Source organism: Lysinibacillus sp. TE18511, assembly GCF_054062295.1.
In genome coordinates, this window is record NZ_JBSSFD010000026.1 from 1 (window position 1) to 20,021 (window position 20,021).

The 20,021-nt window shown below is 36.4% G+C and carries 20 protein-coding genes and 1 pseudogene; 8 read left to right on the plus strand and 13 right to left on the minus strand.

Features of this window, described 5'->3' with window-relative positions; translation table 11 throughout:
- The coding region (locus tag ACVWXS_RS17130) for a hypothetical protein (RefSeq protein ID WP_456959296.1) at positions 1 to 303 on the plus strand (303 nt) is incomplete at its 5' end.
- A gap of 104 nt (positions 304 to 407) precedes the next feature.
- Here the strand turns inward: ACVWXS_RS17130 and ACVWXS_RS17135 are convergent.
- Positions 408 to 1,385: a thymidylate synthase gene (locus tag ACVWXS_RS17135; protein WP_456959297.1), complete on the minus strand. Its 978-nt coding sequence runs from the start codon at positions 1,383 to 1,385 to the stop codon at positions 408 to 410.
- Between the two features lie 91 nt (positions 1,386 to 1,476).
- Entirely contained in the window at positions 1,477 to 2,397 is a 921-nt protein-coding gene (locus ACVWXS_RS17140; RefSeq protein ID WP_456959299.1) for a hypothetical protein, read from the minus strand.
- A 185-nt stretch (positions 2,398 to 2,582) separates the two neighbouring features.
- On the opposite strand from ACVWXS_RS17140, the gene ACVWXS_RS17145 reads away from it, so the two are divergent.
- The 3 genes from ACVWXS_RS17145 to ACVWXS_RS17155 all read left to right on the plus strand — a co-directional run bounded on the left by ACVWXS_RS17145 (position 2,583) and on the right by ACVWXS_RS17155 (position 6,048).
- Positions 2,583 to 4,793, plus strand: coding sequence for an ATP-binding protein (locus ACVWXS_RS17145; protein ID WP_456959300.1), 2,211 nt, complete (start codon positions 2,583 to 2,585; stop codon positions 4,791 to 4,793).
- Positions 4,786 to 5,412 carry a response regulator gene (locus tag ACVWXS_RS17150; RefSeq protein ID WP_368634648.1) on the plus strand — a complete coding sequence of 209 codons (627 nt, stop codon included), beginning with the start codon at positions 4,786 to 4,788 and terminating at the stop codon, positions 5,410 to 5,412. The genes ACVWXS_RS17145 and ACVWXS_RS17150 overlap by 8 nt, the downstream gene beginning before the upstream one ends.
- A 435-nt stretch (positions 5,413 to 5,847) precedes the next feature.
- Positions 5,848 to 6,048, plus strand: a complete 201-nt coding sequence (locus ACVWXS_RS17155) for a cold-shock protein (RefSeq protein ID WP_368634647.1) — start codon at positions 5,848 to 5,850, stop codon at positions 6,046 to 6,048.
- Positions 6,049 to 6,139: 91 nt separating this feature from the next.
- On the opposite strand, the gene ccsB is transcribed toward ACVWXS_RS17155, so the two are convergent.
- The 3 genes from ccsB to ACVWXS_RS17170 form a co-directional block, all read right to left on the minus strand.
- Positions 6,140 to 7,309 (minus strand): c-type cytochrome biogenesis protein CcsB, encoded by a 1,170-nt coding sequence (gene ccsB / locus ACVWXS_RS17160; protein WP_368634646.1) that lies wholly within the window; start codon positions 7,307 to 7,309, stop codon positions 6,140 to 6,142.
- A 50-nt stretch (positions 7,310 to 7,359) separates the two neighbouring features.
- Complete coding sequence (locus tag ACVWXS_RS17165; protein WP_456959301.1) at positions 7,360 to 7,599, minus strand: hypothetical protein; 240 nt, start codon at positions 7,597 to 7,599, stop codon at positions 7,360 to 7,362.
- Between the two features lie 249 nt (positions 7,600 to 7,848).
- Positions 7,849 to 8,415, minus strand: coding sequence for a CPBP family glutamic-type intramembrane protease (locus ACVWXS_RS17170; protein WP_456959302.1), 567 nt, complete (start codon positions 8,413 to 8,415; stop codon positions 7,849 to 7,851).
- Positions 8,416 to 8,886: 471 nt separating this feature from the next.
- Here ACVWXS_RS17170 and ACVWXS_RS17175 point away from each other — a divergent pair, with 471 nt between their 5' ends.
- A complete protein-coding gene (locus ACVWXS_RS17175; protein ID WP_456959303.1) occupies positions 8,887 to 9,624 on the plus strand; it encodes a class I SAM-dependent methyltransferase in 738 nt (245 codons plus the stop codon).
- A 43-nt stretch (positions 9,625 to 9,667) separates the two neighbouring features.
- On the opposite strand, the gene ACVWXS_RS17180 is transcribed toward ACVWXS_RS17175, so the two are convergent.
- The 3 genes and pseudogenes from ACVWXS_RS17180 to ACVWXS_RS17190 form a co-directional block, all read right to left on the minus strand.
- A complete protein-coding gene (locus ACVWXS_RS17180) occupies positions 9,668 to 10,063 on the minus strand; it encodes a GNAT family N-acetyltransferase (protein ID WP_456959386.1) in 396 nt (131 codons plus the stop codon).
- A gap of 12 nt (positions 10,064 to 10,075) precedes the next feature.
- Positions 10,076 to 10,552: pseudogene (locus ACVWXS_RS17185) on the minus strand (GNAT family N-acetyltransferase); the annotation flags it as partial.
- Between the two features lie 20 nt (positions 10,553 to 10,572).
- Positions 10,573 to 11,169 carry an SMI1/KNR4 family protein gene (locus tag ACVWXS_RS17190; protein WP_456959304.1) on the minus strand — a complete coding sequence of 199 codons (597 nt, stop codon included), beginning with the start codon at positions 11,167 to 11,169 and terminating at the stop codon, positions 10,573 to 10,575.
- Positions 11,170 to 11,356: 187 nt separating this feature from the next.
- On the opposite strand from ACVWXS_RS17190, the gene ACVWXS_RS17195 reads away from it, so the two are divergent.
- Together ACVWXS_RS17195 and ACVWXS_RS17200 are read left to right on the plus strand one after the other, a co-directional pair.
- Positions 11,357 to 11,950 (plus strand): hypothetical protein, encoded by a 594-nt coding sequence (locus tag ACVWXS_RS17195; RefSeq protein ID WP_456959306.1) that lies wholly within the window; start codon positions 11,357 to 11,359, stop codon positions 11,948 to 11,950.
- Between the two features lie 168 nt (positions 11,951 to 12,118).
- The gene (locus ACVWXS_RS17200) at positions 12,119 to 12,667 is read left to right on the plus strand and encodes a GNAT family N-acetyltransferase (RefSeq protein WP_456959307.1); all 549 of its coding nucleotides are present in this window, start codon (positions 12,119 to 12,121) and stop codon (positions 12,665 to 12,667) included.
- A gap of 449 nt (positions 12,668 to 13,116) precedes the next feature.
- Here ACVWXS_RS17200 and ACVWXS_RS17205 read toward each other — a convergent pair whose 3' ends face one another.
- A complete protein-coding gene (locus tag ACVWXS_RS17205) occupies positions 13,117 to 13,671 on the minus strand; it encodes a histidine phosphatase family protein (protein ID WP_456959309.1) in 555 nt (184 codons plus the stop codon).
- A gap of 544 nt (positions 13,672 to 14,215) precedes the next feature.
- On the opposite strand from ACVWXS_RS17205, the gene ACVWXS_RS17210 reads away from it, so the two are divergent.
- Complete coding sequence (locus tag ACVWXS_RS17210) at positions 14,216 to 14,344, plus strand: aspartyl-phosphate phosphatase Spo0E family protein (protein WP_068984465.1); 129 nt, start codon at positions 14,216 to 14,218, stop codon at positions 14,342 to 14,344.
- Between the two features lie 837 nt (positions 14,345 to 15,181).
- Here the strand turns inward: ACVWXS_RS17210 and thrS are convergent.
- The 4 genes from thrS to ACVWXS_RS17230 all read right to left on the minus strand — a co-directional run bounded on the left by thrS (position 15,182) and on the right by ACVWXS_RS17230 (position 19,789).
- Positions 15,182 to 17,110 (minus strand): threonine--tRNA ligase, encoded by a 1,929-nt coding sequence (thrS, locus tag ACVWXS_RS17215; protein WP_456959310.1) that lies wholly within the window; start codon positions 17,108 to 17,110, stop codon positions 15,182 to 15,184.
- Between the two features lie 571 nt (positions 17,111 to 17,681).
- Positions 17,682 to 18,470 (minus strand): lipid II flippase Amj family protein, encoded by a 789-nt coding sequence (locus ACVWXS_RS17220; protein WP_456959388.1) that lies wholly within the window; start codon positions 18,468 to 18,470, stop codon positions 17,682 to 17,684.
- Between the two features lie 63 nt (positions 18,471 to 18,533).
- Positions 18,534 to 19,154, minus strand: coding sequence for a hypothetical protein (locus ACVWXS_RS17225; protein ID WP_456959311.1), 621 nt, complete (start codon positions 19,152 to 19,154; stop codon positions 18,534 to 18,536).
- A gap of 122 nt (positions 19,155 to 19,276) precedes the next feature.
- Positions 19,277 to 19,789 (minus strand): hypothetical protein, encoded by a 513-nt coding sequence (locus ACVWXS_RS17230; protein ID WP_402987457.1) that lies wholly within the window; start codon positions 19,787 to 19,789, stop codon positions 19,277 to 19,279.
- Positions 19,790 to 20,021: the final 232 nt, after the last annotated feature.

Sequence of the window (20,021 nt, forward strand, 5' to 3'; positions counted from 1 at the left end):
TTTCCGTCGCTCTGGCCTTTCTTTCCGTCGCTCTCACTTCTTTCCGTCACTTTGAGGGTTCTATCCGTCGTTTGGCCTGTTCTTTCCGTCGCTCTCACTTCTTTCCGTCACTTTGAGGGTTCTATCCGTCGTTTGGCCTGTTCTTTCCGTCGCTCTGGCCTTTCTTTCCGTCGCTCTCGCCTTTCTTTCCATCGCTCTACCTCAGCATTCAGTCGCTCTGATTCTATCCATCACTTTGCAGGTTCTATCTGTTTTTTTGCCTCTTCAATCCATCGCACTGGCTTTTTTTATCCATCGATCTGAATTCTATCCGTCGCTCAGGCTTTTCTATCGGTCGATTCAATTCTTCTATACATCGCTCCGATCTTCATAAAAAAACAGCAACCAAAATCGGCTGCTGTTTCAGGTTATACGGCAATTGGTGCTTTAATTGCAGGATGTGGATCATAGCCCTCAATAGAAAGATCTTCGAGTTCTATATCAAAAATTGACGTTTTATCCGGATTGATTTTTAAGGTTGGTAGTTCCTTAGGCTCGCGTGATAGCTGTTCGTTCACTTGCTCCACGTGATTTAAATATATATGAGCATCCCCAATGCTATGAATAAATTCGCCAACTTCTAAGCCACATTCATGGGCAATTAAATGTGTCAGTAATGCATAGGACGCAATATTAAATGGACAGCCCAACAATGTATCAAGACTTCTTTGCATTAGCTGACAGCTTAACTTACCATTCGCCACATAAAATTGAAACATTACATGACACGGAGGTAATGCGGCTTTACTGCCTTTCGCTCCAGCATTGATGACATCCTCAGGATTCCATGCATTGACAATAATGCGTCGTGAATCTGGATTGTGCTTAATTTGGTGGATCACATCTTGTAATTGGTCAATACTTTCTCCTGTTGATGTTGTCCAATTACGCCACTGCTTACCGTAAACATTCCCAAGCTCCCCGTATTGACGTGCAAATTCATCGTCTGTTAAAATTCGCCCACAAAACGATGCTAACTCTTGTTGATAGACGGCATTAAAAGACTCGTCCACTAAGCAACGACGTCCAAAATCCGTCATATCAGGGCCTGAATATTCATCAGACTCAACCCATTTTTTAAAAGCCCATTCATCCCAAATATGATTGTTGTTTTTCAGTAGATAACGAATATTTGTATCCCCTTTAATAAACCAAAGTAGCTCACTTGCTACAAGCTTGAAAGGTACACGTTTAGTCGTTAAAAGAGGAAAACCTTTACTTAAATCAAATCGCATTTGATAGCCAAATACACTATATGTACCTGTTCCTGTACGATCTTCTCTTTTAACTCCATTATCTAATATATGTTGTAGTAAATTTAAGTACGCGATTTCTGGGTGCGTCATGTCAATCAACAGCTCCTTCAAGTATGCTGTTGACCATTATAATCTAATAACTACATTTGGTCGACCAAAAATAAAAACAATCATTCCATGTTTACAAGCCTGAGCCAAAGGAATTGTATTCTAGCTCCTTTGAAATTTCGCTTGCAGTCGTGAAGAAAAACATTGGCAACAAAATAATATTAAATACAATAGGGCCAAAAATAAATAATAGATCCATGCCTGGGTTAAAATAAAGCCCAAACGCAGTCACTAACCCTGACATGACTAGAAAAACAATTTGCACAACAATAATCATTAACGGAATGATTTGATACATATATTTGAGCTTTCGGAACTGATGCATCGTTTCTGGATCTTCAATAATTCTCTTTTTAAAGTGCCTTGATAAAAGTATACAGGCAATAAGCTGTGCAATCATAAAGTTAAAATAAATGATACAATGTAGCATCATTTGACCTTTAATAACTGTTCCATTAAAATGTCCTACTCGCTGTTGTAATAGCTCGTTAACCGCTCCCTCAAATACATATTCCTGATCACTAAAGTAACTGAGCGGTTCCACAAAGCCGAGAGTTGTCCAATCCGTTGTGTTGACTTTCCAGTTAGTTAGTTTGCTCGCCAAAATACGTAATTGAATGGCATCATTTTCGCCAAACATTCCTAGTAAAATATTATAGGGTATCGCTACCTTCATCTGCCCATCTTGTTGTTCATGAATTAAATCATTAATAAAAAAAGTATACGTAACTTCCGACTGTTGGGCTTCATAATGGGCATCCCCGACCTTCCAATGCCTCGCTAATGAAGATTCAATGTTATTCTTCATTTCATAATACGGCGTATTATCATGTAAATGTTTTGGAATCTTATAAACAAAATGATTGTCACCCCCGCTAATGCAAATATCTACTTTCACCACATCATTTTCAAAGTTCTTAGCGATAGTTGTCATTGGGTACGACATTATGACGACTAGAAAAAAAAGGATCAGTGACAATCCACGCTTTTTCATGCAACGCTCCCCCTTTTCGTCACATATGCTAGGTTTACACTATCATATCCTTCTCCGAAAAGACTATTTCGTTATTCCGAAAAAGTAATAGTGGTTTTCCGAAACACCATATTTCGGTATTCCAAAATTACCAAAAATTATGGATAATATATAGCATACATAATGAAGAACGGGGCATTTCGATTATGCAAAAAGACGAGAGAATGATGAGCAAATGGACATATAGTGTTTTTATAACATACCTACTTCTTGGTATTTATGTGCTCGTAGTAGCAATACGAGTACCTTTTATTAGTATTTCCGTAGACACAACTAGCGGACAACCAGTGATTGTTGATTTCTATTATCCTGACTGGGCACAGCAACAAAACATTGAAAAAGGTGATATTTTACTAACAATCGATGGCAAGCCAGCACAAGATTTTAGGTCAATTCAGCGCTATTCTCTCGCTAGAAGTGCAAATGAGCTAACCATTTCCAAGCCAAATGGCGATATTCACAATATTTTAGTTCAGCATAAAGATATTCCCGAAGAATTATATTTACAAGTTATCTTTCCACTATTTTATTTCATCTTATCTTTTATCGTTGCCATCTACTTATGGCAAAGTAAGAAAGATCATCAACTAACAAATTTACTAATATTATTTTTATTAACATGTTCACTAGCCTATATAAGTACAGGAGCCTCAGCTAGAGGAGATGTAATCGGAAGGTTAATCATAGGTATTTGTATTGATTTATGCCTTGTGATATTTATTCACTTTTTACAATACTATTTCCGCTATCTTCATATAAAATGGCCCTATATCAATACCAAATGGCTATATGGAATACTGCTACTTATACCTTGCTTTATTCTCATTGAAGTATTTAATTCCGAATTTAATATAGCGGGTATCGTAAACCTTGCTATGTTTGCTGTTCTTGTACTTTATGCCATCTATATTTTACTAACGAGTTACATACGAACGAAATTGGCCAAGATCCGTCTTATCGCTATTGCATTTATAACTCCATTTCTGCCCTTTTTACTTTTTTTCGTCATACCTGAAATATTAGGGCATCAACCTATTTTAAAATCTGACTTAGCTGCATTATTTTTATTGTTTATTCCTTTTTCTTTTATCTTCATTCAAGTGAATGAACGATTATTCGATATTGAATATCAATTATCTCGTTTACGTTATTATTCAACACTAGCCTTTTTTAGTACATTAATATTGTCTTCGAGCTTGATGATCGTGTTTTTAGACCAATTGTCGATTGTTAAAATTACGAGTGTCTTTATCCTTACTTTCCTTATTTTCGTTGCTTGTTTCTATATTAAGGAGCAGCTTGATTATAAGTATCGGAAAGTTATCTTCTCTTCTACTGGAAATTATGTACATAATTTATATGGTGCCGTTAACCGTATGGGTAAAGCAAAAAATCAGCAAGAATTACTTAATCTGTTTAAATATGAAATAATAGAAAAGCTTGGTACTGCATCCTTTACTATTACAACAATAGCGGAAGATGTGCCAATTAGCCCTGGTGAAGTTAGCGCAGAGACTGACAGGACTTATCTGTTATTACATGATACGGGTGAAGAAAAGATTATTTTAAAAATTAGACATGCCCTACACAAAGAAGAACGTCTTTGGTTGGAGTTACTTGCACTCTATGTTTCAATGTTTATTGATAGTTTAAAGCTCATTGAAGATTTAGTGTGTGAAATACAGCATATGAAGGATAACCATGATACACAGCTTCCTTGGCTCGATAAATTGTTATGGACGATTACTGAAAAAGAAAAGAGTATTTTAGCACAAGAATTACATGACACTATTTTGCAAGAGCAGCTTCATATAGCGAGAGAATTAGATGTGCTAGCTGGCTCATCGATGATAAAAAAGGAAAAAGTTTTAAATATTCGGGAGCAATTACTAAATGCAACGAAAGATTTACGTGAATATTGCGAGAATCTAAGCCCTCCTTTGCTCGACACATTTGGGTTACAAATGGCCTTAAAAAAACTGATACAAAAAGTGAAAATACGTGCCGACTTTATGTTAACCACGCAAATAGAACGGGTTCAATTCCATGATGCAACCTTACATTTAGTCGTTTATCGCCTAGTGCAAGAACTTTTAAATAATGCGATCAAGCATGCTGAGGCTACCGAGGTATCACTAAAACTACAAGCGACCCATCGTGGTTTTATCCTCCAATACGACGATAATGGCATTGGCTGTAATATTGAAGATTTACTGCAATCTTCAACTTCTATGGGCATTAACGGTATTCGAGAACGTGTCCGTGCTTTCAATGGAAATATCGCCATCACCTCCAGCCAAAATGAAGGAATGCATATATTTATTCAAATACAAGAGGACGTGAAATCAAATGATTGATATTCTAATTGTCGATGACCATCCTGTGGTTTTAGATGGTACAAAAACATTATTACAGGATTTAACAAATGTTCGTATAGACACTGAGCAGGATAGTGCTTCTGTACTGTCGAGAATGGATGCTCAAGATTTCCAATTATTTTTGATTGATATTAATATGAAACCACTCAACGGCATCCAGCTTTCAGAAATGATTAAGAAAAAGCAACCAGAAGCACTTATTTTACTCTATACTGGATACGAACTTTCCGATTATTACGAACTACTTATCGAGAAAAAAGTCGATGGTCTATTATCCAAGCTTGCCACGAAAGAGCAAGTGATTCAAACGATTCAAGCCGCATTAAGAGGTGAAATCTTATTAGCAGCAGATTTTTTAGATTTTGTACATCAGCGCACCAATCGATCAAATGCTCAGCAAGACGTTTTACTAAGCGACAAGGAGCAAGAAATTTTACAGCTTGTCGCACAAGGCTGTACGAATAAAGCAATCGCTTCAGCCATAGGGGTTACTCAACGCACCGTTGAAAACTATTTATCCAAACTTTTTGTCAAACTAAATGTAGAATCTCGTGCAGAGGCAGTCATTGTCGCTAAAGAGAAAGCATGGATCAATTAATAATATAGAAAAACGAGGCTCATCACCAAAAGTAGTGGATGACATTTGTTAAAACGTATGGTTTGTATATACGTTGATTGTAGTGGAGACTGGGCGACTCCTTGGGAATTAGCGATAGAGGAACGAAGGCTAAGAACATCACGTCCTGTGATAACCCCTTCGTGACCAACATCCTGCTACTGTCGCTTCGCTTTCGCACAGACGAAACCCTTTTGCTGTAATGAGCCAAAAACGATGCGATGTAAATTTTTCTTTCTAAAAACGGAATATACTGGATAAATATACGAATTTGTTATATAATAAAAAAAATAATTATATTACTTCATCTTAATCATTAAAATCACGTATTCAAAAGTAATACGAGCTTTTGAATTCGTGATTCTTTGCGAGCGTTGAAGGAATTTGATTGTTGAATTTTTTTAGGAGGGTGTTCACATGACACAAGGTACAGTAAAATGGTTTAACGCAGAAAAAGGTTTTGGCTTTATCGAGGTAGAAGGTGGAAATGATGTATTCGTACATTTCTCTGCAATTCAATCAGAGGGCTTTAAAAGTTTAGAAGAAGGTCAAAAAGTGGAATTCGGCGTAGAAGAAGGAAACCGCGGACCACAAGCAACGAATGTTGTAAAGCTTTAATTCCAGCTTTATAATAAACAAATGCAAATTCAAGAGACATCCCAATTGCGGATGTCTCTTTTTAAGTTCTAACATAAATGAATGCAGCCTCTTATGCATAAGAATGTAAACCTGCAATGACTAAATTCACAAATACCTGATTAAAAACGATAATGCCAAATCCAACAATCGCTAACCAAGCTGTCCTCTCCCCTTCCCAACCTTTAGAAAGTCGTAAATGAAGGAAAGCAGCATAAAATAAAAACGTAATTAGAGCCCATACTTCCTTAGGGTCCCAGCCCCAATACCTACTCCAGGCAATCTGTGCCCAAATCATGGCAAACAAAAGTCCTCCTAAAGCAAACAACGGAAAACCTATAACAACGGCTCGATATGTAATCTCATCTATTAATGCTGGTTGTACACGGTTTGTTAATGGCTTTAATAAAACAATTAATGGTCTTCTCGCAATGAGTACAATTACAGCATATAAAATCGTTCCAGCTATAAATGCCCATACGATCGAATTCAATTTCTTCGCGTCTATCTTATTTGTAATCTGTAAAACGCCAACCTGTTCCCCACTAGATGTTACTGCGTCTTTCGTGACAATGAGCGGCTTCATCGTATAAACGGCTGTTTCTTCTTTTTCTTGTACATTTTCAAAATGAACCTCGATTTTATCTGCTGCTAAGTTAAAATAAGTGCCCACACCGATAAAGCCAATCACGACAACTAAACAATACATTACAAATTCCAAGGCAAATGTACGAATCGAAAATTTAGAAACATCTAATGTTCTTAATAAATAAATAATACCTGTTGCGAACGAAATCGATAGTATAGCACTTGAAAATGCAACGGTCATAACGTGAATCGTTAACCAGTGACTTTGCAGCGATGGAACAAGTGGTGAAACTTCTTTTGTAAAAACACTTCCATAACCGAGAATAATTAATGACACAGGAATGGTGAACAAGCCAACCACGATTTGCTTATATAAAAAATGAATAATCAAATAACTACCCGTAAGCATGATGCCAAAAAACGTCATAAACTCATACATATTACTAACAGGTGCGTGGTCAACAGCAATCCACCTTAGAACAAAATAAACTAGTTGCAAAGTAAAGGCAATATAGGTAAGTATAAGCCCTACTTTACCAAACATTTTTCCTTTTGATTTCACGGCAAGTCCAATCGGTATAATAGCGATTAGCAGTAAAATAAAGGCCACGAACAATGAATTACTACTCAAACTCAATAATTCTTCTTTACTCAATGTAAAAACCTCCAATGTATTATTTGGGAGGCTAGATATTTACTGGCGCATCACCATAACGTGTGGTTGATTTCCGTTCCGACTGGGCGCTTTCCTGGGGGCGTCCGATGAGCCGCTTCGCTTCGCTCCAGGGTCTCGGGCCAACAGATGTTTTTTGCGCGAAAGCGTAGTGCTAACGTAGCGGCAGCAGCACCGATGTTGGTCACGAAGGCGTTATCACAGGACGTGATGTTTTTAGCCTTCGTTCCTCTATCGCTGATCCCCAAGGAGTTCCCCAGTCTCCACTCCAATCAACTATATGCATGCCATAAGTTTTGACAGATGTCATCCACAATTTTTGGCGATGATCCTATTTACTCCCAATGAAAATAACGTCATTCATTAAAAAAAGTGCCATCATTTCCCTTTAAACGCTTTTATTTTTTTGAATTGTTACAATTTTATGACGCGAAAGGAGGATACAAACAATGCACAGTAATACTATTCCGATACATTTTAGCCATTCTTGAAAATCTGTTGTCACAGACATTTGTTGGCCATCACTCAAATAAAAAACATTCATCATGCCATGTAATAGTGCGACTGGAATAATTAGCAACTTCTCTTATAATAGAAAGTACTAGTGACAATGCAAAAAGTATGAACAAATATACAGGAACTGAAAGAACGGGTGTTGTATAGGATTTGTATAATAAGGCGATGGGCAAATGCCATAATGACCAAATCACACCTATGAACAAAGCAGTAGGCCAAAAACTAAAACGTTGACGCAAATAATAATGATAATTCCCCCGCCATACCACTTCCTCCACTAATGCAGAAAACGCACTAATCGTAAGTCCTATAAGTAGTAAGGCTATGAATTGCGAAGGTTTAGTAATGAGAAAAAAATCTCCATGTGTGACATAAAAATAGGTATGAAGCCCAATGCCCATTATGATCGGCACAATAATGCTTATGAATACCCATTTATTCGAGGGACATGTCAAAGAAAATGTTTTAAGAATAGGTAGCCCTCTCCCCATTTTTTGAACGAGGAAAACGGCAAGGAGTGGAATTATCATTGTAAATCCTAAAAAGGCTCTTCCATTTTCAAAAGAATTCAAGAAAAAATGAACCACAATGGTGAGGACATATATACATAAAGTGGAAGACAATATTACATATTTTTTCAGTTAACTCCCTCCCCGATTTCATCATAAAAAAATAAGGTTTTTTTCTAAAAAGTCCTTCATAAGAATTCTAGCATAATTGTAAAAGGTAAAAATCCGCTTCGCTTTCCGTGGGCAAGACACGAGCCGCATCGGTCGCTAACGCTCCCTGTTGGGTCTCTTGCTCTTGCTTTTCCCGCAGGAGTCTACGCAGATTTTTACCTTTAAATCAAAAATTACATTATAGAATTTCTTTAACCATTCTATATTTACTTTTAGGTCAGCTCTAATTGCAAAAAATTGACATGCCTCTATCTACATCTTACTAAAATTTGAAATATAAGTCTATTTCTTTTTCAATAGCTATGGGACAATAATTATGCGCAAATGTTACATAACGTTATGTAAAACTAGTGGAGGTTTGACATGAAACAAAACATTTATGATCATCTAGAATTTTTCCGACAATACCGGAAATTACGGCAAACACCTTATAACTATAACCATTTACTGGAGCAACCAGCATTCAAATCATTGCTCCCTGATTTAATCCATTTACAAATGCTTGATATCGGTTGTGGAATGGGAGAATTCGCATACTATTGTATTGAAAATGGCGCAAAGCATGTAACAGCCATTGATGTTTCCAAAAATATGCTGTCAATTGCTCAACGTGAACATGCTCATGCAAACATAGACTACCATTTGCAAGCATTAGAGGATTATCATGCGGCCCCAGAAAGCTTTGATTGTATTACAAGCTCTCTTTCCTTACATTATATAGCTGATTTCAATTGCGTAATTGAAAACATTACAAGAATGCTTCGTCCTAATGGCTTGTTTATTTTCTCAGTTGAGCACCCGATTGTTACAGCTCGTAAAACGATAGAGGGCAACTGGTTTTATGATGAACATGGTAATAGAAGCGATTATGCAGTCGACCATTACCACGATGAGGGCAAGCGTGAGCAAACGTGGTTTGTAGATGGCGTTGTCAAATATCACCGCAGTGTTTCTACAATAATCAATACCTTAATCGCGCATGGCTTGACGATTGAAAAAATACTAGAACCGATTCCTAGCGATGAAGCTATGCAACAGCTGCCTTCTCTCAAAAAAGAGATTAGTCGCCCTTCCTTTTTATTCATAAAGGCAAGAAAATAACGAATGGCAAGTCTCGCAGTAAACATTCTACGAGACTTGCCATTTATTTCATTTTCACATAGATAATCTCTGGATCATCATCGTCTAAGTTTTCAATATAGCCACTTTTTACAAATCCTGCAGCTTCAAATACTTTATGCATACCCGTATTTGATTGGTTCGTAGAAGAAAATATTTTTCTTGTGTCTGCCATTTCTACATAAAAAGGTAATAATGCAGTAGCAACACCCTTTCGTCTCTCAGATGGCTTGACGATGATTAGTGAAATAAAGTTATTGTCAAAAAAGTCATTTGTAAAAATGAGAAAACCAGCAATCCCCTGTTCGGACTGTTGAATAAGACAACGTTTTTCTTGAACGGCTGTGCGAATAGTTTCACTTCTTGAGAAATCTCCAATTACATCTTGATCAATCGCACATATCTCCTCAAATTGCTCCATACATGCTTCGATTACTTGTGACTCACTTATGTAATAACTCATCACTTTAATGTCCGTAAATCCAACTGCCATCTTGCCTTCATCGACAAATCCACATTTTTTATACAATGCCTGTGCAGCAGTATTCGGTAAATTAACGCCTAATACAAGCTCATTTACATGAGGAAAATGCTTCGTAACAAAGTCCGGCAATAGCTGTAAAGTTGCTTTCGCATAGCCTTTACCTTGTTCAAAAAAGTCTGTAGAAAAGGCACGGATTAATATTGCTTGTTTATTAGAGGAATATGGCTTGACACCTTCTTTTTCATGGAGCACAAAGAAAGTTACGAGCTTGTCTCCGTCTAATGCCAAAATCGCATGGCGGTTTTTGTCCTGCTTCACTAATTCAATGCAATCCATTGGAGACTTCGTATAGCGAAGTTGCTCCTTTGTTAGGGTATATCGTTCAAGCAAGTGATCATCATTTTCTTCTAGAAACTTTAATCTCATAGAAGCTTTCCCTTCCGACATTAGTCGTAGTCCTCCTCATAGAGCGCAGTAAATTCATACTCCCCATCCATCAGCTGCTGTAAATATGCCTCAAAGGAAGGTGCAATCACTTCATAGCTATCTGGGTCATGCATATAGCGAATCACTTGTCCTACTACCCCACAATCATTCGGCTTGAAGTCAATATATAAACTAGACGTACCCCCATTGTTCATGCAATCCGAAAAGCATAATCGTTCTTTTAGCGGTACGTGAAGATTAATACGCTCATCCACTTCCACCCAATCTAAAAAATCTTTATAACGATCATAAATACTTACACTATCTTCTACTCGGTAATCTTTAATGATTTGCTCTACGGACTTTAAATAATATGGATATTCATCAAGACCCGAGCCGAGTACAAGTACACAAATCGTTTCATCACCATGCTTACAATAGTACGTTCCATTAACATCCTTTAATAGATTCATAAGTGACTCCGGACACTCTGGAAATACTTCAAGCAACAATTGTATTTGAGACTCTGTTGCTCCGATTGCCCGTTGTAATTGAAGGTGCTCCTCTTCAGGTAAGTATTTCATTAGACCATTAAAATATGGAGTAAAAGTACGCATGTATTATTCCTTCTTTCTGTCTTATATTGTTCATAGCATTAGTACATCATATTCTATTAATCAACTAAAAATGGGCATACAGCAGCAAAAAAAACCCTTGTTTTGTTCCTAATAAAATATTGAACAAATGACAAATATAATGTATTCTAACATGATTTAGAAATAAATTTAAGGGTAGGTGTAAATTTTGGAAATATTAAAGAGAGCGCAAGAGCGAAAAGAAACTGCCTTGACAATTCTAAACGAATTGGCGTTATTAGAAAAATGGAATAAAATCGGACAAGCATATGTTGTTGGAGCTACGGCCTATGATTTGCTAGTAGATCAAGACATCGATATCGAAACCTTTAGTGTCAGTCCTAATCCGGCTGAAGCCATGACGATCCTATCAGATTTAACTAACCATCCTAAGGTTTTAGAGTTAAAGTACCGTAATTATTTTGAAACAGCCTATCATGGGTACTATTTTAAAATACAATATCAGCATACTCCTTCAGACATTTGGAATATTGATATGTGGCTGTTTTCTGAAACACGAAATGGCCCTTTATCAAGAGATTTAGTTTCGCTTATGAATGATTCTTTAACAATTGATCGTCGAAAGTGTATTTTAAAAATAAAAGAAGACCTGCTACAGAAAACTTTAATACTTCCTTCAATCTATGTCTATCAAGCTGTATTAGATCACAATATTCGAGACACGGAAACTTTTCTTCAGTGGATGGAGCAACAAGATATTAATAATCAGACAAACTGGCGACCTTCAAAAAAAGCTACGTGAAAATAATTATTTCTATAAATTTCTAAAAATGCTATTATAAAGGTATTCGAACATAAGGAGATGTGCCAATGAGTGCGAAAAGTGCAGTAGATGTTTTATTTATTCAACAAATAAATCAAGGGATATCGCTCTAACTGCAGCCCTTGAACAAGGGAGAAAACCAAACTAATGGAAAATTATTTTAAAGAATTTCTTACAGGTCAATCTATTACTTTACAGCAAATGACATCTTCTGACTTAGAAGCATTTGTAAAAATTGAAAGTGAAAAAAAGTCGTTATTACTTGCGAATGACGAGATCCCCTTTCCAAAAACCTTTGAGGATCACTCCTCATTTTTTCAAAGTATTAGTGGGAAAAAGGAAGAGTTTTTCTTCGGGATATTTGAAAATTCATCTAATGAACTAATCGGCTCCTGTGCTGTATATGCAATTAACTGGCAAAATAGCACATGCTTTGTAGGCATTTCAATCGGTGAACAATGGCAAGGTAAAGGGCTTGGAACAGATGCCATGAAAACCCTTATTCATTTTATATTTAATTACATTTCCATTAATAAGATTAAGCTTCAGGTGTTTAGCTTTAATGAAGCAGCAATACGTTCCTATGAAAAATGCGGCTTTACAAAAGAAGGTACTTTAAGAAATGAGATTTTCCGCTTCGGCAAGTTTTATGATCTACTATTATTTGGTTTATTACGAGAAGAATGGCAAAGATAAAAATTCTTGATTTTCTCAGTAAATTATTTAAAATTCTCGATAAAACGAAATAAGGGGCTGCCATTTCAGCCAAATTCAATAACGCTCGTATGTCATATTACATACGAGCGTTTAAAGTTGGGTTCCCTGATGAAAATACATGTTCCACTCTGAGTCGTACAACACCCAAATTGAGCTTCTTAATGATTTTTTGTCGCTTGCAATTGAAAATGTACAATATGTAGCATTGCTGAATCGCAAAATCGCTAACAACAAATGGGCTATTCTGAAATCCACCTTCGTTCTCCAGCGAATTTAATTGTATTAATTTATCATACATTGTGCCCGAACTTCCAAATTCTCGATAATTATCTGCCAATATATTCTCAAAATCCGCTTTCCTATAATCCATTAATTGCTTTTCTAGCTTCAATATTTGTTCACATAATTCTTGTTCTATCTCTCTTATCCTACTCTCTCCAAATTCTCTGAACATCCCTTAACATGAAGTTTTCAAATGTAAGTTCATAGACATCTGGCATTGCAAGATCCTTCCAAAAAGTGTAATCAAATTGTGTATCAAAATAGTGCATCATCAAAACCATTATATTGCCATGTGTACCAATTACTACATTGTCATTTGGATGTGCAAGTACTATTTTTTGCAAGGTGGTAATTGCTCGTTCCATTGCGGATTCATTTGATTCACCACCCTCAAATGCAAAATTGGGCTGACTCCATAATTGATAAATGGCATCGTCAAAATCAAGGATCTCCCTATTAGATAGTATTCGTTCTCTTAAAGAATCCATCGTATTAATCTGTAGATTATGTTCTTGCGCTATGCCTTCCACCGTTTGGATGGCTCTTTTATATGGACTTGAATAGGCTGCGTGGATTATTTTATCTTTAAATAATTTAGTGACACGCTCCCTATCCTCAAACCCTTTTTCAGAAAGCGGGCGGTTGTACTCATCAGCTGTATAAGAAGAATGAGCATGTCTTACAAAGTAAATTACGGTCATTATAATCTCCTCTAGGAATGAATGTATGTTACATCTCTATTTACCTATTATTCCATTTATTTCGAAAATTCTCAACATTATTAAACAAAATGAAATCTCCTCAATAACAAACAACAAAAAAGTTTATTTGATAAATTATGACAAGATACGAAGTTCCATACAGGTTAAATCTTTATAGTAAAAAAGTTGCAAATCTATTAAACCTATCTCTACACGTTTTCTATCGTCTAGCAATAAAAAACTTTAATATAGTCGTATATAAGTCATTAGAATGCATACAATAACAATAAAAGTAAATCGAAATAGGTCGAAATACTTTATATTGAATCCTTTTATCTTTCCCCTCTTTTAAGAATTAGGATAATTTCCTGTGACTATATTACGAATTTCTCACCCTATACACAATATGACATATTTTTCATTTTAAGTGAGATACAATGAAAAAGTTGAATCGAGGTCATATAAATATTTTATTACAAGAATATTGAGAAGAAATTAGGAGGAAAAGATCTTGGGAAATAAATCGCGTAAACAATTTTTAAAAATGGAAATTGAAGTTAAAAGAAGAATTATGTATAGAAAGGCTATGGATTTAGGTTTCACCCATCCTAGTGTGGTAGATTGTAGTCAAGAACTAGATGTCCTATTAAATAAATATTTAAACGCTTCCTAATTGCAAGGGGTATTTTATTGAAAATACTAAACGATCGATAAAGTAAAGCCAGTCCCATATTTCAATGATTTGACTAGTTTTATCCTGTACTAGGTTCCCGTTATAAAGAAACATTAGATCCTGATGTCATGTCTACAATTAGGTATACATCAATACAATCAGTAAATCTTCTTTATAGCACGAAAAAGGAGGCCTAAAAATACTAAGTATCGATGTTAACATTGGTCGTTATTTCAAACTTTTTACTACCGTAGCCTCAAGATTCAGTAGAAAACACAGCACCTACACTTAGCATACCATCTGAAACTACATCTTAATAATATCCTAATAATCAATATCAATCATTTCGTACTGATGAGGAATATAACGAATGCTACCTTGAATTTTCGTCAAACATAGCCTTTAGGGTGTTCCGCAGGCTGAGGAAACATTTCATCTAAAAACTCAAATTGTATACATGAAAAATAGACCTCTCAACATACTTTTACTCATTCCAATTGACAAGTATATTTTTTAGCATCCTTTTTAAATACCTTATCATCGATGCTGAGATACAAACCATCCAATAGAAATTAACATCAAAACAATAGCACCTTTTCGTATATAGTTCGTTTGTTATTTAATTTATTGTATGCTTGAAAATTGATTAATAGTAGCAAATAAATGAAAAAACTAACAATTTTAAGTAAATTTTAAAAAAATAGTTTTTCACAACATTGCTTTCATGGCTTGTTTTAGCTCGACTCTATGGCAGTGACTAATTTCGATTAGTTTCACATGAACTCCTAGATGACGAGCTACAAGCCTTTTTATTTATTATACAAACATCAAAGTAGTTTAATTTCCTTCATAAGATAAAGCTTTTTGTTGTATCTCTTGCTTAATCTCCTCGATAAACTGCGCTATTGATTTTTCGGATAAAGCTTGCTGACCATATTGACGAACAGTGACATTTTGTTGATCCATTTCCTTATCCCCAAGCACTAAAATATACGGTATTTTTTTCAGTTGCGCTTCACGAATTTTTTTACCGAGCTTTTCTTGACGATTATCGATCTTTACACGTATTTGTTCCTTTTGGAGAGCATCTACTACTTGCTGTACATAGCGTTGATGCTGATCGGCAACACCAATCACTGTTACTTGTTGAGGTGCAAGCCATGTTGGGAATGCACCGCTAAAATGCTCTATTAATATACCTAGGAAGCGATCAATTGAGCCAAATACTGCTCGATGAATAACGACAGGTCTTACTTTTTCATTTTGTTCATTGATATACGTTAAATCGAACTTCTCAGGTAGCTGGAAATCGAGCTGCACCGTTGCACATTGATGACTACGATGAATGGCATCTTTAATATGAATATCAATTTTCGGTCCATAAAATGCCCCGTCACCTTCATTTATTGTATAAGGGAAGCCTAAATTTTGAAGCACCTTTTCTAACGCCGCTTCTGCCTGATTCCAAAGTTCAATATCGCCCATATAATTATCTGGTCTTGTTGATAATTCAATGTCGTACTGGAAGCCAAAAACTTGATACACTTCATCAATAATTTTCAAAGCAAGCGTAATTTCATCCTCAATTTGCTGTGGAGTGACAAAAATATGTGCATCATCTTGGCAAAAAGTTCGTACTCGTAAAAGTCCATTTAATGCACCACTAAATTCATGTCGATGAACTTGACCGAATTCTGCCATACGAATCGGAAGATCTCGGTATGAATGCAAATCATTTTTAAAGATCAACATATGACCAGGGCAATTCATGGGCTTTAATGCGAAACTCTGGTTGTCGACCTGTGTAAAGTACATATTTTCTTTATAATGATCCCAATGCCCTGACTGTTCCCATAAACGCTGATTCATCATTAATGGCGTCCGTACTTCTTGATAATCAAATTTTGTTTGCAAATTACGTAAATAGGACTCCAATTCATTGCGTATTATCTGCCCATTCGCTAAATAAAACGGCATCCCAGGTGCTTCTTCTGAAAACATAAAAAGCTCTAGCTCTTTTCCAAGCTTACGGTGATTGCGCTTCTCTGCTTCTTCTAAGAAAACAAAGTATTCCTCCAGTTCTTTTTTTGAGGCAAATGCTACTCCATAAATACGTTGAAGCATTTGATTATTACTATCTCCACGCCAATACGCGCCTGACACATGCATTAATTTAAAGTGTTGTATTTTTCCTGTAGAGGGTACATGCGGTCCACGGCATAAATCGTAAAATTCTCCTTGTTCATAAACCGTAACAACTTCATGTTCAGGAATATCCTCTAGTAGCTCTAACTTTAGCGCATCCTGAGCAAATAGCTGCTGTGCCTCAGAACGTGTTACTTCTTTGCGCTGTATTTGTATATTTTCTTGAACGATTTGCTTCATCATTTTTTCAATTTGTTGTAAATCACTAGGTGCTAATGAATGCGCAATGTCGATATCATAATAAAAGCCATTTTCTATTACGGGGCCAACCCCAAATTGAGCATCAGGGTATAAACGCTTAATTGCTTGGGCTAGTAAATGGGCTGTTGAATGACGAATAACCTGAATTCCTTCTTTTGAGCTAGCATCGTACAGGGAAATTTGTGTATCTTCCAAAATCGGGCGCGTCAAATCAATGATGGTTCCGTTCACACTCCCTACGATTGCTTTTTTGCGTAAAGCAGGGCTAATCGCTTGTGCAATGTCGGTTAGTGTAACACCTTTTGAAAAAGCTTGTTGTTTCCCATCTGGAAATTGAATGTTAATTAATTGATTTGACATGTTCTCTACTCCTTTTAACCTTTTTTAAAATAAAAAAACACATATTCGTCCCATAAAGGGACGAGTATGTGTTGATTACCCGTGGTTCCACCCAAATTCCCACTAGATGCACTAGTGGCTCATTGATTTTGCAGTAACGTTGCAAATACGGTGCAAGTTTCCAAGCACAGCTCAAAGGTAGTAAGCTTTGATAGCTGCATTAGGAAGCTTTCAGCCAATGCCTCCCTCTCTGTAAATCGCTTTTCAAACCTCGTGTCCTCGTCATCGCCAATTCCATTGTTTGATGAAATTGTTATTTACTATAACGAATACACCAATACTTGTCAATAGTTGAAATTTTATGGCTGATCACCATAATGTGTGGTTGATTTCCGTTCCGCCTGGGGCACTTCGCTTGCGCTGCAGGGTCTTCATCTGTGACGCTATCCCCAAGGAGTCGCCCAGTCTCCGCTCCAATCAACCTCTATACATGGCATGCGTCTTAACACATATTTGTTCACCAATAGTAAACAGCTGGTTATCATAATTATCTGTTGAACGGTCATAAGATTCTTGAGTTATGTGAATCCTCCTATGTCATAAATTGTGTAAACCAAGCAATATATTTTGCTCCCGGTATAAATAACAGCTGCGCCACGAATGTGCCTAGCAACCTTGAACCCATCATCATCACAGAAGCTCGTTTAAGACTTAAGTAGCTGCCTCTTTGATTGATAACATCATCAGCTAGAATGGAAATTTTAGGGTCAATAAAGATAATCAATAACATCGTTGCTACACCATTAATAAGCCCTGACGACATCACAGCAGTTGTCGATCTTTCAGGAACTAATAAAGAGGCGTAAAGTGCAGATAGAACACCAATTGTATAGATGGCCGTAATGGCAACATTAACGACAAATAATTTAATAGGTATATCACGCCAACTAATGCCCTTTAAGTATGAAAAACTTGGCATATGAATATGTTTTATTCCCCGTTTGATATACTCGATACTAAAGCTTTTTTTGAATAACGCTGGGATGGAGCCTCTTTCCTCAGACAAATGGATTATAGCCCTTGAAAAAATTGCTACAAATGTCGGCAATAGAAGAATGCCTACCAATGTACCTAGTGAAGCGGCGCCAATAAGTACGCGAAACTGCTGCTCCACAAATGCTAGTGTGTTTTCCTTTGGTGCTGTGTCAGTCAAACTTCCAGTAAAAGGTTGCTGCATCATATTTGCAAGCCTTGAAACCATGACCATGACATTGAACAAGGATAGTGCAGAGGCTAATAATTTTACACGTGCACCTGATAATCGAACTGCATACGCAAGTGTTTCTATTGAATGAATGATGAGAATAAACAAACCAATCATTATTAATTTATCTGTCAAAATATCCAAAGTTTTTTACCTTCTTTTTTTGTTGTTGATTGGCTGTCACTCTTGTATGAAATTGAGTAATCGTTTGATCCAATCTCGTACATATACTTCCCACTCTTCATAAGGAATTGTCACTGATAAGGAGAGCGATTGCAATTTTTCTGGTATCGTATGCATCTTACTTCTTAACAACTCATTATCTTCGGACTCCTCGTCGATAAAAAGTAAGTATCTCCCCTCTACGGGCTCTCGATAAACCTTCGAGCAATCTCTAGTACGATAAACCCTTGTGGAATATAGTTTTCCATCAATTCCCACTTCATAATGGCCTCTACTCCTATGGTTAATTCTGACATGCGTCCCATCTAAACGTTGGATAGCCGCTTCAAACGCTAAAAACTGCTCATCATCCATCCGAATACCCGAAAGCCAATTATTCCTATGGGGACTACCCACATTAGCATCATATGTATCATATCTTATATTAAATTTAGTTGGATCTTCGCTACTTTCCTCTGTTAAATAGTTTGCAATCAGCTCATCAAAGGCTTCTTCATCTAGATTATTACCATAGGTTAAGATAGCGATGTGCTTTTGAAGCTTTTGGGCATATTGAGTAAGTTCCTCCTCATTGTCAATCTCCCAAGGTTTTTCCTTATAGTATAGTAATGAATACAATATAGACACCCCTTCCTTTTTATATTCTACGAAATCCACTTTAATAGGTTCCTTTATTTTCCTGTCAAATAGAAAAGCTATTCATCAGGACTTTTCTCCCAATGAATAGCTTTCGTCAGTATTTAATGCTGAACAGCAAAGTCATTATGCCAACTTGTTGAATCAGACAGCTGATACGTCACCATATTAGCGGTTACCGCAAGAATCACACCTGCTCTAGATTTATCTGTAGAAATAGAGCCCTCAAGTACTATTACAACATACCCCTCACCCCGACCAAGATGATCTATTGCATTTGGAGAGTTTATTTCAAAGGTTGTATAGTTTTTTTCATTTGTAGCTGTGAGTAAACGTTTCTCGTGATAGGCTCCATTTTCCTTTAAATTATAGCAAACGGGCATCCATCCTTCTGACCAATCAATACTGCCTATTATGTCTTTTTTACGATGCGCCAGTTTGCCAATTGAAAACGTAAAGTATATCTTCATTATTGCTTGATCTAATTCATTTTTTCCTTCATATGTAGATGTTACTGTCAGCATAACATCACCCTTCGGAAGCTTCCGAATAACCACTAAAATCACAGTGAATATACAGATAACAAGTACTATACCAATGATGACGACAAATTCCATCGGGTCCCTCCTAACACTGCATTACTGTTACTATTAGATTATCATGTTTTAGGAGGAACAGTATTTTTTCACCAAACAATCTTATGAAATGACACGGGCATAAATGATAAGACAAAAAACTAGCATATAGTGCATTAGACACTTAAATCTTTTTCCGGCATTAACTCCCCGTAAAAGCCCAATTGGTGAAAACTAATAATCTGTTGGGAAAAGAACCCCACTGATTATCGTT

Coding starts and splice junctions, on each gene's coding strand:
- ACVWXS_RS17135 (WP_456959297.1), bottom strand. CDS start 1,385: ATGACGCACCCAGAAATCGCGTACTTAAATTTACTACAACATATATTA.
- ACVWXS_RS17140 (WP_456959299.1), bottom strand. CDS start 2,397: ATGAAAAAGCGTGGATTGTCACTGATCCTTTTTTTTCTAGTCGTCATA.
- ACVWXS_RS17145 (WP_456959300.1), top strand. CDS start 2,583: ATGCAAAAAGACGAGAGAATGATGAGCAAATGGACATATAGTGTTTTT.
- ACVWXS_RS17150 (WP_368634648.1), top strand. CDS start 4,786: ATGATTGATATTCTAATTGTCGATGACCATCCTGTGGTTTTAGATGGT.
- ACVWXS_RS17155 (WP_368634647.1), top strand. CDS start 5,848: ATGACACAAGGTACAGTAAAATGGTTTAACGCAGAAAAAGGTTTTGGC.
- ACVWXS_RS17175 (WP_456959303.1), top strand. CDS start 8,887: ATGAAACAAAACATTTATGATCATCTAGAATTTTTCCGACAATACCGG.
- ACVWXS_RS17180 (WP_456959386.1), bottom strand. CDS start 10,063: ATGGAGCAATTTGAGGAGATATGTGCGATTGATCAAGATGTAATTGGA.
- ACVWXS_RS17190 (WP_456959304.1), bottom strand. CDS start 11,169: ATGCGTACTTTTACTCCATATTTTAATGGTCTAATGAAATACTTACCT.
- ACVWXS_RS17200 (WP_456959307.1), top strand. CDS start 12,119: ATGGAAAATTATTTTAAAGAATTTCTTACAGGTCAATCTATTACTTTA.
- ACVWXS_RS17205 (WP_456959309.1), bottom strand. CDS start 13,671: ATGACCGTAATTTACTTTGTAAGACATGCTCATTCTTCTTATACAGCT.
- ACVWXS_RS17210 (WP_068984465.1), top strand. CDS start 14,216: ATGGAAATTGAAGTTAAAAGAAGAATTATGTATAGAAAGGCTATGGAT.
- thrS (WP_456959310.1), bottom strand. CDS start 17,110: ATGTCAAATCAATTAATTAACATTCAATTTCCAGATGGGAAACAACAA.
- ACVWXS_RS17220 (WP_456959388.1), bottom strand. CDS start 18,470: ATGATTGGTTTGTTTATTCTCATCATTCATTCAATAGAAACACTTGCG.
- ACVWXS_RS17230 (WP_402987457.1), bottom strand. CDS start 19,789: ATGGAATTTGTCGTCATCATTGGTATAGTACTTGTTATCTGTATATTC.